Origin of the sequence: Flavobacterium sp. (genome assembly GCF_041911335.1) — a bacterium.
GTDB lineage: Bacteria > Bacteroidota > Bacteroidia > Flavobacteriales > Flavobacteriaceae > Flavobacterium.
This window is the reverse complement of sequence record NZ_JAYRPD010000047.1, coordinates 69739-86408: the sequence shown is the minus strand read 5'-3', so window position 1 is coordinate 86408 and position 16670 is coordinate 69739. Positions and strand designations below refer to the sequence as shown.

Genomic DNA, 16670 nt, shown 5'->3' with positions numbered 1-16670 from the left:
TAACAGATTTTTTATATTTTTGAATAAGAAGTCCCAACTCCTTTAAACTAAACACTACTTCAAAAACAAAAGTGATTGAAAGTATTTAAGTTTCCTTTACTCACCATTACCATTAGTTTCGCGATAGGAATTATTGCAGAATTTCACTTGCAGTGGAGTTTTCAAACACTTGTAATTTTACTATTTTCTTTTTTGGGAATTTTTAGCTTCCTCTTTTGGAAAAGTAAAAAAGCTTTGCTTCAAAATTCTCTTTTCGGAATTGCCACTTACCTACTCGCTTTTACTTTAGGAATGATGAGTTTTTATATTCATTCCGATTTGAATTCGAAACATCATTACACTAAAAAGTCATTTGAAGAATCCAATTCCATTCGAGCTATCGTTACCACAACTTTAAAACCGAATGAGAAATACTATAAATATTTTATTTCACTTTCGCACTTTAATGATTCGATTGCTTCTGGAAAACTATTGCTTTATGTTCCAAAATCAAATATTGAAACCTTACATTCTGGAGATGAAATTTGGCTGAATAGAGCGATTTATCCTGTTCCAAAAGCTTTCAATCCGTACCAATTTGATTATTCGAAATATTTAGAAAAACAAAACGTTTTTCATCAAATTTACACGCAAGAAAATCAAATTAAAATCATTCAAACGCATAAAACCATTGATTTTTACATTGAAAATTTAAGAAACAATCTTAGCCAAAGTTTCGATATTCATCATTTTGATACCAAAACCAAAGCTATAGTTGATGCCTTAATTTTAGGACAACGATTGGAATTAGACAAAGAAACGATTGCCGATTATTCCAATGCCGGTGTGATTCACATTTTAGCAATTTCGGGATTGCATATTTCTATCATTTACTTCTTTATTGTGTTCTTGTTGAAACCTTTGAAAAGAGTGAAATTTGGAGCGGAAATTCAATTACTAATCGTCTTAGCGATTTTATGGCTATTTGCTTTACTTACGGGTTTGCCGGCTTCGGTAACTAGAGCCGTGACATTGTTTAGTTTTATTAGCATTGGAAATTATTTCAATCAGCCGAAAGCGATTTATAATGCTTTAGCTATTTCCGCTTTTTTAATTTTATTGTTAAAACCGAATGCGATTTTTGATATTGGGTTTCAATTGAGTTATGCGGCCGTTTTATCGATTGTTTTGTTTCAACCTTTTTACAAGAAATTCTATTTTTCCGAAAATAAAATAGCAGTTTACTTTACCGATACGATTTTAGTTTCATTAGCAGCGCAAATTGGTGTTCTACCTTTGAGTTTGTATTATTTCAATCAATTGCCTTTGTTATTTTTATTAGCGAATTTAGTTATTATTCCACTTTCAAGTTTGGTTTTGATTGTTGGAATTGTGATTTTACCTCTAAATTATGTACTTCCTACAGTTGCAGTTTTCTTAGGGAAAATTTTAGAATTCAGCATTCAATTTATGAACGATTATATTCATTGGATTGCCCAATTTAAAAGCGGCATTATCACAAATATTTCGTTTTCGGGTTGGTTGACTTTTTCGATGTATTTAGTTATCGTTACTTTTATTTATTGGATGTATCACACAAAAATTAAAAATGTAAAATATATTTTAGCAACGATTTTACTTTTCCAATTGAGTTACATTAGTGTAAAATGGAATGAAAATCAAGGAAGTGAATTAGTTATTTTTAATGAAAAATCGACTTTAATCGGAATCAAAAATCAAAATAGTGTTATTGCGTTTACTGATATTCCGGAAAATCACAACACTACTTTAAATCATTACACTCGAGGAACGTTTTCCGATTCATTACGAATTTTCCCTATGCAAAATGCAATTTCATTCCGAAATAAAAGAATTTTGGTAGTTGATAGTTTAGGAATTTACAAAACCTCAATTAAACCTGAGATTGTAGTTTTAACTCAAAATCCTAAAATCAATCTAATCCGATTAATTCAAGAAATAAAACCAAAAGAGATTATTGCCGACAAAACCAACTACAAAAACACCATTAAACGTTGGGAAGCTACTTGTAGAAAAGAAAAAATCCCTTTCCATGCTATTGCCGAAAAGGGATTTTATAGTTTGAAATAAGTTTATTTCTTCTTGATAATTTGGTTAGCGCCGTCAATCCAAACTTTTGGACCACCAGCTACATAACCAGAACTTCCTAAAGCATTTAAATTTACTTTAGCGTCAGCCGTTTTTGCAGCACTTACAAACCAAACCGTTGGATAACCTCTAACTTGTAATTGTTGCTGTAGCTGCGCATTTTGCATTTTTACAGCATCTGTTTGTTCGTTTTTTCTAGGAAAATCTAATTCTACTAAAACCACATTATCTTTTGCCCATTTGATAAATTCTGGGGTTTTGAAAACTTCTTTTTGTAAACGAATACACCATCCGCACCAATCAGAACCTGTAAAAAACAAAAACATTGGTTTGTTTTCTTTGATTGAAATATCAGTTGCTTTGGACATATCGGTATGCCATGTTAACTCTTCTTGCGCTTGGATTGACATACTAGTCAAAGTTAAAAACGCTATTAGTAAAATCTTTTTCATATTTTAAATTTTATAAAACAAAATTAAGCAAATTAAATGCCAAAAATAGCTGTTACTTAACTTCTTGCATTAATTTTTTAATGATTGGCGAAATAGCAATCAAAAATACTCCAGCAACCAAAGCATAAATAGCTAACGTATAATAGCCATCTGTATAAGATTGTAATTTAGACATTAAAGTTGTTCCTCCATTAGATTGTGATATTGCGGCACCTAATTTTCCAGCAGCTAATTGCCCAAATGCGCTTGCCAAAAACCATAATCCCATCATCATTCCGAACAATTTTTTAGGTGATAATTTTGTGATAATTGACATACCTATTGGTCCCAAACAAAGCTCTCCAATTGTTGTTACTAAATAAGCAAACGTAAAAAGATTTAAAGAAGTTATACCGTCGATGTTTGCAAAAAACTTGGTATAATAGAACAAATAAAAGGAAGCTGAAAGAAATAAAAAACCAATTCCAAATTTAATTAACGTATTAGGTTCTATTTTTTTCTTTGCTAACCACAACCATAATAATCCTATTAGTGGGCTTAAAACAATAACAAAAAATGTGTTTGAACTATTATTAACAACATTAGGATCAATGGTAAAACCTAATAAATTAGAATTTAAATTATCTTTTGCAAATAGCGATAATGAACCGCCACTTTGTTCATAAATTGCATTGAATAAGAAGTAAAAAAAGATAAATGAAAATGCCGCAATTAACTTTTTTTGCAAGCTTATTTCACCTAATTTTAATAACTCAAAAACAAAATAACCAATTGCAACAATTCCAATTGTGTACATGAAATAATCAGTGTAATCGGTATTAATTACCATAGTATAAATGAATGGAATACTTAAAAGAGACCCTACATAAACAGCAATTTCTCTAATTTTTCTTTTCGATTCTGGCATTGCTAATAATGGTGAATCTCCAATTGGCCCAAGGTGTTTCTTTGTTAATAGAAAAGTTATTAAACCTGCTACCATTACAATTGCTGCTGCTAAAAAGCATAACGTCCATGAATGATATTTACCCAAATAAATACAAAGCGCACCGCCAAGTAAACCACCAATATTAATTCCTGCATAGAACATTCCGTATCCTGCATCCCTTCTTGGATCTTTTTCATGGTATAATTCCCCAACCATTGAAGAAATGTTAGGCTTGAAAAAACCTGTTCCTATAATTGAAAAAGCAATTCCATAATAAAACATTTGTTGAGGAGCAAATGCAATCAGTAAATTCCCAAGAATCATAACAATTCCTCCAAAGAATAATGATTTTTTAAAGCCTAAAATTTTATCCGCAAATATTCCACCTATGAATGTAAAAGCATATACAAAGGCCTGAATGGCACCATATTGCAAATTGGCAGCGTCATCTTTTAATAGAAGTTGATCCACCATAAAAAAAGTCAGCACTCCTCGCATTCCATAAAAACAGAAGCGCTCCCACATTTCTACCGTAAATAAATACCAAAGTTGTTTTGGATACTTTCCTTCAAAGTTTTGAATTTCTTCAATTGTAATTTGTTTTTCCATTCTTAGTGAATTCCTTTTTCTTGCATTACCTTATTAAGTTGTTTCAATAAAACAAACATCAACATAGTTGCAAACATTAATAATCCGAAGTTAACCCAAAAGAAATCTTGTTTGTTGTCATAGGTATCCCAAAGACTCGCTAAAACCCCACTTAATTTATTTCCGATAGAAGTAGATAAAAACCAACCACCCATCATTAAAGAAGTAATATTCGTTGGACTTAATTTGGAAACTACTGATAATCCCATCGGACTCAAAAATAATTCTCCAATTGTGATTACTCCATAATTGGCAACTAACCACCAAACGCTTACTTTTTCGGTTCCGTTTGCTCCCATATTTACCGCAGCAATCATTACTAAAACGGATAAAGCCGAGATTAATAACCCGAATGCGATTTTTGTTGGAGTTGATGGTTCTTTCTTTCTATTTCTTAAAAATGTGAAGAAAGCAACAACTAACGGAGTCAAAATAATTACCCAACCAGGATTGATTGACTGACTTAAATTGGTTGCCCAAAGTGAAACAGAAGCGCCTTCTTCAGGTAATTTATCTTTAGCTACGTTTCTAAAGTAAACCGGATAATCTACTGTTTTTTGAACTTCTCCATCTACTTTTTGAATTCGGAAACTCGAGTCGTATAATTCAACGGTATCTTTTTTGTATTCTACTTCTTTGGCTAATTTCAATCCATTGAAAACCGTTTGAGTGGTTCCTGTGATTTCTCTATCAGTATAACGGTCAGCCCAAGTTGTTAAAGCTGAACCATTCAATTTGAATACTGCCCAAAATAAAATTACCACTGCGAAAATGGTTAACAAAGCACCGATTGGTCTTTTGTCTTCTACTTTGGCTTTAAAATATAAACTTCCGTAGAAGAAAATTACAGGAATACAAGCGAAAATAAAAGCATCTGTACTATCCGAACCAAAAATATAACCGTTTGGATTAGCCTCAGAAGTCACTCCTTTTAACAACCAACCAATAACTCCAAAAACTGCAGATGGTACTAAGATAAACATTACAATTTTCCAGAACGGCATATCGCTTGGCTGTACACCTTTTTTCTCTGTTTTATCTCCGTAGTGTTTCGTCCCTAAAATGAAAACGATTACACCAATAAACATTCCAACTCCAGCCGCCATGAAAGCATATTGCCAACCTAATAAAATTTGTAAAGCAGCTCCAAAGAAGTTACAAATGAAAGCTCCCACGTTGATTCCCATGTAGAAAATGTTGTAGCCTTCGTCTTTTTTGTCTTTGTATTGTTCTTCGGTATAGAAATTACCTAAAAGTGTTGAAATATTAGGTTTAAAGAAACCATTACCCACGATAACTAATGTCATAGCGATGTACAGCATGGTAATATCATGAATTCCCATCATGAAATAACCCGCTCCCATCATAATTCCTCCGATTACGATAGATTTTTTGTAACCCCAATATCTATCAGCAACTAAGCCTCCAATAAAAGGAGTTAAGAATACCAAAGCAATAAAAGTTCCGTATAAATCGGATGCTTCTTTCTCGGTCATAGCGAATCCGGCTTCGACATCTTTCAGATAAAGGGTAAAAATACCAATCATTAAATAGTAACCGAAACGCTCCCACATTTCAGATAAAAACAAGTAAGGCAATGCTTTAGGATGACTTTTCCACATAATTTATTGTATTAAAAAAACAAACCTACAAGGGTTTCTTGTAGGTTTGAAAGATATAAAAAATATTTTTATTGACAATTAGCTAATACCATTCATCATTTTTTTCAATCTTGGAGATAATAAAGCTAAAATAACCGCTGCAATTCCACATAAAACAACGAATACCATGAAGAATTCATATAAATTATGGATTTCAAATCCTGCAAATGAAGTATATTCAGTTGGTAATTGTTCTTTTTCAAACAAAGCAATTTGTTCTGCTGTCAAAGTTACTTTTTTGTCTAAAACATCTTGAAGATTTACTCCAATAGCTTCTGCTTTTTGAAATTTATCACCTGTTGCTGGAATAATTGCTCCTAACGAACCCGCTAAAGCATAACCAGCAGCATTTGAGATAAAGAAAACTCCATATAATAAAGAAGCAAAACGTTTAGGTGCTAATTTACCAACCAATGACAACCCGATTGGCGATAAACATAGTTCACCCATAGTTTGAATTAAGTACAACAACATTAACCATTTGATTGCCAACAATCCAGAATTCCCTAAGTCTTTTACATTATGAGCAATAATAAAATAACTTAATGCAATTAAAGCCAATCCCATTGCTTGCTTTAGTGGAGAAACGGGTTCTTTTCCCTTAGCTCTTAACTTATCCCAAAGCAAACTGAATGGCAATGCCAACATTACAACGAAAATACCGTTAAAAATTTGCACCATTGACGGTGGCATGTTCCATCCAAAAATATTCCTATCCGTTTGGTTATCTGCGATAAAAGTTAATGACGAACCTGCTTGTTCAAAAGCCGCCCAGAAGAAAATAATAAAGAAAGATACAATATAAATTACCCAAATTCTTTGTCTTTCCACTTTGTTCTCAGCAGAACTCATAATTAAATAGGCTAAAGCAATACCAGCAGAATAAATAAATGGATAAATTATTCCTTTAATCAATTGTCCCATTGCTACATCCGAGAACCCAAATTCACCCACAAGCAAATATCTGAACACAAAGAATAAAGCTGCAAAAATTCCTATCGCAGTACCAATAGCAGTACCTGTAAATTTAGCTGTTTGTGTTTCTCCTTCCTCAAAATCATCCGCTCCATTATGTTTAGGCAATCCACCAATTGGTCTTCCTTCTGGCGTTACAACATATTTGTTTTTCAACATAATGAAAGTAATTGTTCCAATTATCATTGCGATTGAAGCTGCTAAGAAACCCCATTTGAAAGCAAAAATATCTCTAACTCCAGTAACTTCGTCTTTAACATCACCAACCCAAGGACAAATGAATTGACCTAAGAAAGCTCCGATGTTAATCCCCATATAGAAAATTGTGAAAGCAGAATCTAATTTATTTTTTTCTTGTTTTGGATACAAACTTCCCACCATTGAAGAAATGTTTGGTTTGAAAAATCCGTTTCCAAAAATGATAATAAACAAAGCAATCCACATGAATAATTTTGCACTTCCAATACTAGAATCAAATGTTGAAGCACTAATAAACAGAAGGAATTGTCCAATTGCCATTAATGTTCCTCCTAACATAATACTGTATCTATTTCCAATGTATTTATCAGAAATAAATCCTCCTAAAAGTGGAGTTAAATAACATAATGCCAAAAATCCACCATAAATAATGGCTGCATCTGCTTCTTTGATTAATAATGAATTTACCATAAATAATGTAAGAATTGCTCGCATTCCGTAGAAATTGAAGCGTTCCCACATTTCTGTTCCAAATAAAACCCACAACCCTTTAGGATGCCCCGTTTTTACAGCATTGTTTTCCATATAATTTGTTTTAGTTTAATAGTTAGTTTATAATTTTTCTTTAATGAAATTCGTCATTTTAGTGTACAATTGTAAGCGGGTTTTACCTCCATAAATTCCGTGGTTTTTATCTGGATAAATTGCCCAATCAAATTGTTTGTTAGCTTGAACTAAAGCTTCAACCATTTTCATTGTGTTTTGAACATGAACATTGTCATCAGCAGTTCCGTGAATTAATAAAAAGTTTCCTTTTAATTTACTTACGTGATTAATTGGTGAATTGTTGTCATAACCACTTGCGTTTTCTTGCGGAGTTTGCATGTAACGCTCTGTATAAATACTATCGTAATATCTCCAAGAAGTTACTGGAGCAACCGCAATTGCCATTTTGAATACATCAGCACCTTGGAACAAACAGTTAGATGACATGAAACCACCATAACTCCATCCAAAAATTCCAATTCTAGATGCGTCAACGTAGTTGTATTTTCCGATTACTTTAGCCGCATCAATTTGATCTTCTACTTCAAACTTTCCTAATTCTTTTTGCGTACATTTTTTAAAAGCTGCTCCTTTAAAACCTGTTCCTCTTCCGTCCACACAAGCTACAATGTAACCTTGCTGGGCTAACATCATGAACCAATAATCATTAGTTCCGTTCCAAGTATTCGCTACTTGTTGAGAACCTGGTCCAGAATATTGAAACATGAAAACTGGATATTTCTTTGTAGCATCAAAATTTTTCGGTTTGATTATCCAAGCGTTTAATTGATGTCCTTTTTCTGTAGTTAATACGAAAAACTCTTTTGGAGTTACATCGTATTTTGCTAATTTTTGCTCTACTGCTTCGTTAGAAACAATTGTTTTCACAACTGCTCCTGTCTTCGAATTATTTAGAGTGTACATTGGTGCTGAAGTTGCACTTGAATAGGTATTGATAAAGTATTGGAAATTCGGGCTAAAAGTTGCCGAATTTGTTCCTGTTTTTGATGACAATCTCATTTTAGATTTCCCATCAACCTTGATTGCATAAACATCTCTATTGATAGAACCATTTTCTACCGATTGATAATAAATCATTCCTGATTTTTCATCGAAACCATAATAGTTGGTTACTTCCCATTTTCCAGAAGTAATTTGTTTTTTTAATTTTCCTGATTTGTCATAGTGGTAAATATGATTGAATCCGTCTTTTTCTGATGTCCAAATAAAGCTATTGTCTTTTAAGAACGTTAAATTGTCGGTAACATCAACGTATGCTTTATCTTTTTCGTTTAAAACAATTTTTGTAGTTCCTGCGTTAGCATCTACAAAATGTAAATCTAAATTATTTTGATGACGATTCATTACTTGAACGCTTAAAGTAGCAGCGTCATTCGTCCATTTGATTCTTGGAATATAAAAATCTTTGTAATCTCCTAAATTGATTTTCTTTGTTGTTCCTGATTTTAAATCGAAAATGTGCAACGAAACTATTGCATTTTTTTCACCTGCTTTTGGGTATTTAAAAACCGTTTGTGTTGGATATAATCCTTCGTTGTACATATCCATCGAAAATTCTGGCACTTCGGTTTCATCAAATTTGATGTACGCAATTTTTGTTCCAGTTACATTCCAATCATACGCTTTTACGAAGGCAAATTCTTCTTCATAAACCCAATCTGTAATACCGTTAATGATTTTATTTTTTTGGCCATCTTGCGTAATTTGAATTTTTACACCTGATGATAAATCATGAACATATAGATTGTTTTCAAATGCGTAAGCAATTTTGGTTCCATCAGCGCTAAATGTTGGCTCTTGAATGGCATTTGTAGTAAAACTATTTACCGTTTTTGATGGAATATCGTAGATAAAATATTGTGCTGTAAAAGAGTGACGGAAAATTGGATTTGAATTCGTAGCAATTAAAATTTTTTTCTCGTTTTTATCGAATGAATAACTATCAATTGATTTAACTTCTGGATGATTTTTGGTATCGAAAAGAGTACTCACTTTTTCTAAAGTGGCAAAATCATACAAATCGATTTGGTAACTTTTCGAAGTTCTGTCGTAATTTAATACCGTGTATTGGTTGGTGTTCTTCATGGCGCTCAAAGCATCCATCCCTTTGGTTCTGAAAGCTCCGCCCCAAATTTCTTCTAAAGTAATTTTTTGTTGTGCTACAACTGATAATGAGCTTACTACAAAAAGTAAAATCGCTAAACTGTATTTTTTCATAATATTATGTTCTTAAAAAACTTCCAATTTTAGTGAAAATATATGAATTAACCATAATTTTAACTTGATTTAATAAACTTTTTGATTTTATAAAAATATTTAATTACATTTATATTTGAAACAGTAACATCGCTAAATGACAGTAACTCTACAAAATGGATTCTTTTTTTTATCCAACATCTCGGCTGTTGCCAGTCTATATGTTTTTATTTATTTAATTTTATTACTAACCGTTTTTGGGTTGTTTTTTAACTTTCAATTAAAATCGTCTAATATTGATTTTCGAACTTTAAGAAACACTATAAACCATCATTCCAACGCACAATATCGATATTATTTTTTGTATCTCGGATTGATTTTTCCGGTTGCCGAATTGTTCTATTTGATTTTTAATGAATCTAAAAGCATAAGTTCCTATTTTGAATTTCTCATTGGAGCTTTTTGTGTTTTCATTTTCATAATAACATCAAAGAAAGAAATAGCTAGATACAGTTATACTATTTTTAGAATTTGCTTTTATTTACTGCTTTTATCTGTAATTTATGGTTTTTTTAAAGAAAGCATGAACTTTCTTTTGTTTTCAAAATATTTATTACTGCTATTTTTTGCTTTTGCAATTTTTAAACGATTTACAACCTATATTATTTTTATTGGTATTAACTTTATTCTGTTATTCTTTCTTACCATTTTAAAAAATGAAGAAACATTAAATATCGTAACACTTATAAATGCTTTGTTTATTATTATGATTATTCATTTAGGGCAAATAATAAGAAACATTAAAGCAAATGAAAGGCTCATTTTTACTCAAGACATTATAAACAACACCAATTCAATAATTATTGCAGCAGACAATTTAGGAAATGTTCAATATTGTAATGATTCTATAACAAAAATTTTAGGTTACACTCCTGAAGAAGTTTTGGGAAAAGCATTTTGGTCTTTAACCGAAGACACCGAGTTTGAAGCCAGCGATTATTCAAGTAAATTTAAACCTAACGCTGTTTATTTTAGAAAGTTAAAATGCAAAAATGGCGAATATAAGTTTATTCAATGGACCGATTTTAAACAAACCAACAACACTTATGTAGCAACAGGACAAGATGTTACCTCAAAAATTAGTTTAGAAACTAAATATACCAATTTAATTCAAAATGCTAAAGACATTATCTATGAAAGCGATAGATATGGAAATATTATTTATGCTAACAAATTTTCAATTCAAACACTAGGTTACAAACTTGAAGAACTTTTAGGAAGACGCTTTAGTGATTTCATTAGAGAAGATTTTAAAAGCACTGTGTCAAAATTTTATGTCGATTCTATTTCTGAAACCGATGAATTTGACATTTTAGAATTTCCTATAATTAAAAAGAATGGCGAAGAAATTTGGGTTTCTCAAAAAGTAACCATTAAAAGAGACGAAAATGATATGGTCTCTGGATTTTCGTGTATAATTAGAGATATTACAGCTGCTAAATTAATAGAACTTGAAGAACACAAGCGAATTGAGGAAATCAGTCGATTAAATAATGTCTCAAATAAATTATCCACATTAAACTTTTCAACTTTTCAAGATTTAGATGCTTTAATCCAACATATTTGTAAAGAAACTGCTATCGGATTAAAAATTGACCGAGTGGCGCTTTGGAATTATGAGCAAGACCAAATTGATTTAAAAAACATTTATGTACATAGCAAAGACAAACATTATGCAGATTTGTCAATTCCTAAGAAAAATATTAGCAACTACATTTCAAATATTGAATCGCAACCAATAATTATTGCTTCAAATGTGTTTAAAGATGAATCCCTGGAAGAATTTACCGCAGAATATTTTCCAAAGTATGACATTAAATCATTACTAGATATCCCCATATACATAGGTGGTGAACTAAACAATATTTTGTGTTTAGAAGCTACTCACGAACTCAGATATTGGACAAATGAAGATATTAATTTCTCAAAAACTGTTGCCGAAATAATAGCGCTTGCAATTGAAACCACCAAAAGAAAAAATGCTGAAAACCAAATCATTTACAAAAATGAAATTTTAACCGCAATTGCAAACGTAACCAGCAATTTGTTAATTCACAAAGATAAATCTAAAATATTCGATTCGTCAATAGAGCAAATAGGAAAGGTTTTAAAAGTAGATCGCCTGTATTATTTTGAAAATGATATCAAAACAAATTTAATAAGTCAACGTTTCGAATGGGTTTCTGAAACGGATTTAGCAGAGATAGACAATCCTATTTTTCAAAATATACCTCACGAAGAATTTGCAGATTTTATACAAATTATATTAAATAAGAAACCTTACATAAATTTAACCAAGAATGTTCCAGAAAGCAATTTCAAAGATATCTTAATTGACCAAAATATTGTTTCTATCTTAATAATTCCTCTTTTTTACAAAGATACTTTTTTAGGCTTTATTGGCTTTGACGACTGTAAAACTGAACGCATTTGGAATGACGAAAAAATCAGCATTTTACTTACATTAGCAAACAATATTGCTTCAACAATTATTAGAATCAACAATGAAAAGGCAATTGCAGAAAGCGAAGAAAAATTTAGACTGTTAGCAAATAACATTCCTGCTTCTGTTTTCTTAGTTAAATATGACACTGCTCGAACAAAAGTTTATCTAAACGATGAAATTGAAAAATTAACAGGATACCATCGCGATGATTTTATGAGTAATAAAGTTACATTACTCGACCTTTATCATCCCGAAGAAAAAGAAGAGTTAAGATTCAGAATAGAAGAAGCTTTACACAACAGAAAACCTTACAAAGTTACCTGTAGAATTAGACGAAAAGATGGCAATTACGTTTGGATTGAAGAATATGGTGAAGGCATTATCATTAATAACGAAGTTGCATACATTGAAGGCGTTTTAATTGATATTACAGAAAGAAAAGTTGCCGAAGAAGCCGTTATTGCAAAAGAATTAGCCGAATCTTCCAATAAAGCTAAATCAGAATTCTTGGCTAATATGAGTCATGAAATCAGAACACCATTAAATGGAATTATTGGCTTTAGTAATTTGCTTTTAAACTCCGATTTAACAGAAATTCAAAAACAACATTTAGAAACCGTTAATCAATCGGCATCTACTTTACTAGATGTCGTTAATGACATTTTAGACATTTCAAAAATTGAAGCTGGAAAATTAATTATCAATAACGAAAAAACAAGTTTACATTCCATCATAAATCAATGCATTGATATGATGAAATTAATGGCACATCAAAAAAACCTTGAACTCATTGTAAACATTCATAAAAATGTACATTGTGCTATTTGGGTAGATGAAATGCGATTAAAACAAATTTTACAAAATCTTCTTAATAACGCAGTCAAGTTTACTCAAAAAGGGCAAATTGAGCTAGAAGTTTCGTCGACCAACATAAATGATAACTCGTCTAAAATTAAATTTAGTGTTAAAGATACCGGTATTGGAATTAAAAAAGGAAACAAGAAAAAAATCTTGGAAGCTTTTACACAAGAAGACAATTCTACAACACGAAATTATGGAGGAACTGGACTTGGATTAACCATAACCAACAGCCTTCTTAAATTAATGAATAGTAAATTAGAAATTGATAGCGAACCTAATGTTGGTTCAACTTTTAGTTTTGAATTAGAATTAAAATCAGAATTTTGTAACAACCATTTAAATACAAATAATCAAAATTTAAAAAAAGCTTTAATAATTGAGGAAAATCAATTGGTAGCATCAATAATCCAAAATATGTTGGAAAACATAACTATTGATGCCGACATTTATCAAAATAGTATCGAAAATATTGCTGCATATGCCACAGAAAACAAATACGACTTATTGCTTTTGGATTTAGAATATTTGTCTGAAACACTTACAATTAAAATCATAAACGAATTAAATAATTTACCAAATCTTTCGGTAATTGTGATGCAAAATTCCAATTCTAAATTTAATGAAACTGGAAACAACAAAAACGTTCAGAGTATTATAAAACCTTTAAAACACGAAGCTTTACAAAACTTTCTTAATCAAAATTACTCCGAAACCAAACAACCAACAAAAAACGCTAAGGAAGATATTTCGTTGCATTCACCTAGTATTTTAATAGTTGACGACAACAAAATAAACATGTTGTTAACCAAGACATTAATCCAAAACAAAGTACCAAATTGCATCATTTACGAAGCAAGAAATGGTCAAGAAGCCGTTGATTTAGCAGTAGAAAACAATCCTGACATCATTTTCATGGATATTCAAATGCCAATAATGAATGGTTATGAAGCAACAACTGAAATTAGAAAAACAAATCCAAATACAATAATTATTGCCATTACAGCAGGAATCATTACAGGCGAAAAAGAAAAATGTTTAGAAATTGGGATGAATGATTTTATCATTAAACCAATTGATAAAATTTTATTTGAAACCACTTTAATTAAATGGATAAATAGTCTTCCTAATTAATCCAATTAGTATCTTTGCCTACTATTTGAAAAAAAATTCACCGCTATGAATCAAAATGTTAAAGGCTTTTCAAAATTATCTAAAGAAGAAAAAATAAATTGGATTACCAATACGTACTTTGTTAATCCTGAAGAAGCAAAAGAAAGCATCACTAAATATTGGAATTCCGACGAAAATTTACAAAGACTTCACGACGAATTCATTGAAAATACCTTAACCAACTTTTATCTTCCTTACGGAGTAGCGCCAAACTTTACCATCAACGGAAAAAGTTACACAATTCCTATGGCAATTGAAGAAAGTTCCGTGGTTGCAGCAGCTTCAAAAGCAGCGAAATTTTGGGGTGAACGCGGTGGCTTTAAAGCTACCATTATCAATACCGAAAAAATTGGTCAAGTTCACTTTCTTTTCAATGGAAATTCAGAAAAACTAACTGCTTTTTTCAATAAAATAAAACCAACATTCTTCGAGGACACACAAGAAATCACCAAAAACATGCAAAAGCGTGGTGGCGGAATTTTAGATATTAAACTTAGAGATAAAACCAATGAAATTCCAAATTATTACCAATTACATGCTACTTTTAATACCAAAGATAGTATGGGTGCGAATTTCATTAATACGTGTTTAGAGCAATTTGCTAAAACATTAGAAAATCAAGCGCAAGAATATTCCGATTTTACTTCGGAAGAAAAAAACATTCAAATTGTAATGAGTATTCTGAGCAATTTTGTACCAAATTGTGTCGTACGAGTTGAAGTTTCTTGTCCAATAGACCAACTTTCAGATGATAAAAACATAGATTCAGCTGAATTTGCTCAAAAATTTGCAACCGCTGTACGAATTGCAGAAGTAGAACCCTTTAGAGCAGTAACGCACAACAAAGGCATCATGAACGGAATTGACGCCGTAGTGTTAGCAACAGGAAACGACTTCAGAGCAGTAGAAGCTGGAATTCATGCCTACGCAAGTAAATCGGGACAATATTCGAGTTTATCGCATGTAAAAATTGAAAACGATATTTTTACTTTTTGGATGGAAATTCCTTTAGCATTGGGAACAGTTGGTGGTTTAACTTCGTTACATCCTTTAGTGAAATTCTCAATGGAATTATTAGGAAAACCATCGGCAGAAGAATTAATGCAAATTGTAGCGGCGGCTGGATTAGCACAAAATTTTGCAGCACTTCGTTCGTTAACGACCACAGGAATTCAACAAGGTCATATGAAAATGCATTTGATGAATATCTTAAACCAACATCAAGCTACCAAAGAAGAGAAACAAAAAGTTTTAGAGTATTTCAAAGACACAACGGTTTCGCATAGTTTAGTAGTAGATTATTTGGAAAAAATTAGAAGTTAATGGAAACCCAAACGTTTTATAGTAACGGAAAATTACTCATCACAGGTGAATACGTTGTTTTAGATGGCGCAAAAGCATTGGCTTTACCCACAAAATTCGGGCAAAGTTTAGTGGTAAAACCAGGTATCAATCACCAAATCAAATGGACGAGTTTTGATTCGGATGAAAGTGTTTGGTTTGAAGCTATGATTTCGTTCGAAGAAATAAAGCACAAAATTGTTTCTGACAGCAATTCCGCCGTAAAAAACACTTTGATTGAAATTTTACACCAAGCTTTTATTCAAAATCCATCGTTTTTAGAAAAAGAAGGTTACGAAATTGAAACCCACCTGACTTTTCCAAGACTTTGGGGTTTAGGAACATCTTCTACTCTTATTAACAGCATAGCAGATTGGCTAAATATTGATGCATTTGAACTGTTGCAAAAAAGTTTTGGAGGTAGCGGTTATGACATTGCTTGTGCGAAATCAAATTCGCCAATAGTGTATTATTTAGAAAGCGAAAAACCACATTTCAAAGCGATTCATTTTAATCCATCATTCAAAGAAAACATTCATTTTGTGTATTTGAATCAGAAGCAAAGCAGCAAATTGGCAATTGCGAATTATATGTCGAAACACCATCATGTAAATACTGTAATTTCAAAAATCAACACCATAACTTACGACACCATAGATTGCAAAGAAGGAAAAGAATTTGCTAAACAAATGGAGAAGCATGAAATTATCATGAGTGATGTTTTAGAAATTGAAACCATTCAAGAAAAACTTTTTCCAGATTTTAAAGGTGTAATTAAAAGTTTGGGGGCTTGGGGCGGTGATTTTGTAATGGCAATATCTAAAGACAATCCTACAGCTTATTTTAAAGAAAAAGGATATTCAGTTGTACTTTCTTATGAAGAAATGATTTTATAATACTGCTTTCAAACCGATATAAAACAAAAAAACCACTCATATGAGTGGTTTTTGTGGTACCTCCAGGGATCGAACCAGGGACACATGGATTTTCAGTCCATTGCTCTACCATCTGAGCTAAGGTACCTTTACAATTTAGAGCATTACTGCTTGTTGATTGCGGGT

The 16670-nt window shown here is 31.5% G+C and carries 9 protein-coding genes and 1 tRNA gene; 4 read left to right on the top strand and 6 right to left on the bottom strand.

Annotated elements, in window-relative coordinates:
- Positions 1-75 precede the first annotated feature (75 nt).
- Positions 76-2088, top strand: coding sequence for a ComEC/Rec2 family competence protein (locus tag ACE3PD_RS07845; protein WP_374401213.1), 2013 nt, complete (start codon positions 76-78; stop codon positions 2086-2088).
- A 2-nt stretch (positions 2089-2090) separates the two neighbouring features.
- Here ACE3PD_RS07845 and ACE3PD_RS07840 read toward each other — a convergent pair whose 3' ends face one another.
- The 5 genes from ACE3PD_RS07840 to ACE3PD_RS07820 all read right to left on the bottom strand — a co-directional run bounded on the left by ACE3PD_RS07840 (position 2091) and on the right by ACE3PD_RS07820 (position 9752).
- Positions 2091-2558, bottom strand: coding sequence for a thioredoxin family protein (locus ACE3PD_RS07840; protein WP_374401211.1), 468 nt, complete (start codon positions 2556-2558; stop codon positions 2091-2093).
- A 52-nt stretch (positions 2559-2610) separates the two neighbouring features.
- Entirely contained in the window at positions 2611-4095 is a 1485-nt protein-coding gene (locus ACE3PD_RS07835; RefSeq protein ID WP_374401209.1) for a peptide MFS transporter, read from the bottom strand.
- 2 nt (positions 4096-4097) lie between these two features.
- Positions 4098-5756, bottom strand: a complete 1659-nt coding sequence (locus ACE3PD_RS07830) for a peptide MFS transporter (protein WP_374401207.1) — start codon at positions 5754-5756, stop codon at positions 4098-4100.
- A 78-nt stretch (positions 5757-5834) separates the two neighbouring features.
- On the bottom strand, positions 5835-7553 hold the full coding sequence (locus tag ACE3PD_RS07825) for a peptide MFS transporter (protein ID WP_374401205.1): 1719 nt from the start codon (positions 7551-7553) through the stop codon (positions 5835-5837).
- A gap of 27 nt (positions 7554-7580) precedes the next feature.
- The gene (locus tag ACE3PD_RS07820) at positions 7581-9752 is read right to left on the bottom strand and encodes a S9 family peptidase (RefSeq protein ID WP_374401203.1); all 2172 of its coding nucleotides are present in this window, start codon (positions 9750-9752) and stop codon (positions 7581-7583) included.
- A gap of 745 nt (positions 9753-10497) precedes the next feature.
- On the opposite strand from ACE3PD_RS07820, the gene ACE3PD_RS07815 reads away from it, so the two are divergent.
- From ACE3PD_RS07815 to ACE3PD_RS07805, 3 genes are read left to right on the top strand one after another with little or no spacing between them, the layout of a single operon-like run.
- Positions 10498-14229: a PAS domain S-box protein gene (locus tag ACE3PD_RS07815; protein ID WP_374401201.1), complete on the top strand. Its 3732-nt coding sequence runs from the start codon at positions 10498-10500 to the stop codon at positions 14227-14229.
- A 45-nt stretch (positions 14230-14274) separates the two neighbouring features.
- Positions 14275-15591, top strand: a complete 1317-nt coding sequence (locus ACE3PD_RS07810; protein ID WP_374401199.1) for a hydroxymethylglutaryl-CoA reductase, degradative — start codon at positions 14275-14277, stop codon at positions 15589-15591.
- Positions 15591-16505, top strand: coding sequence for a GYDIA family GHMP kinase (locus ACE3PD_RS07805; RefSeq protein WP_374401197.1), 915 nt, complete (start codon positions 15591-15593; stop codon positions 16503-16505). Before ACE3PD_RS07810 ends, ACE3PD_RS07805 begins: the two co-directional genes overlap by 1 nt.
- 54 nt (positions 16506-16559) lie before the next feature.
- Here ACE3PD_RS07805 and ACE3PD_RS07800 read toward each other — a convergent pair.
- Positions 16560-16632, bottom strand: a tRNA-Phe gene (locus tag ACE3PD_RS07800).
- Positions 16633-16670 lie beyond the last annotated feature (38 nt).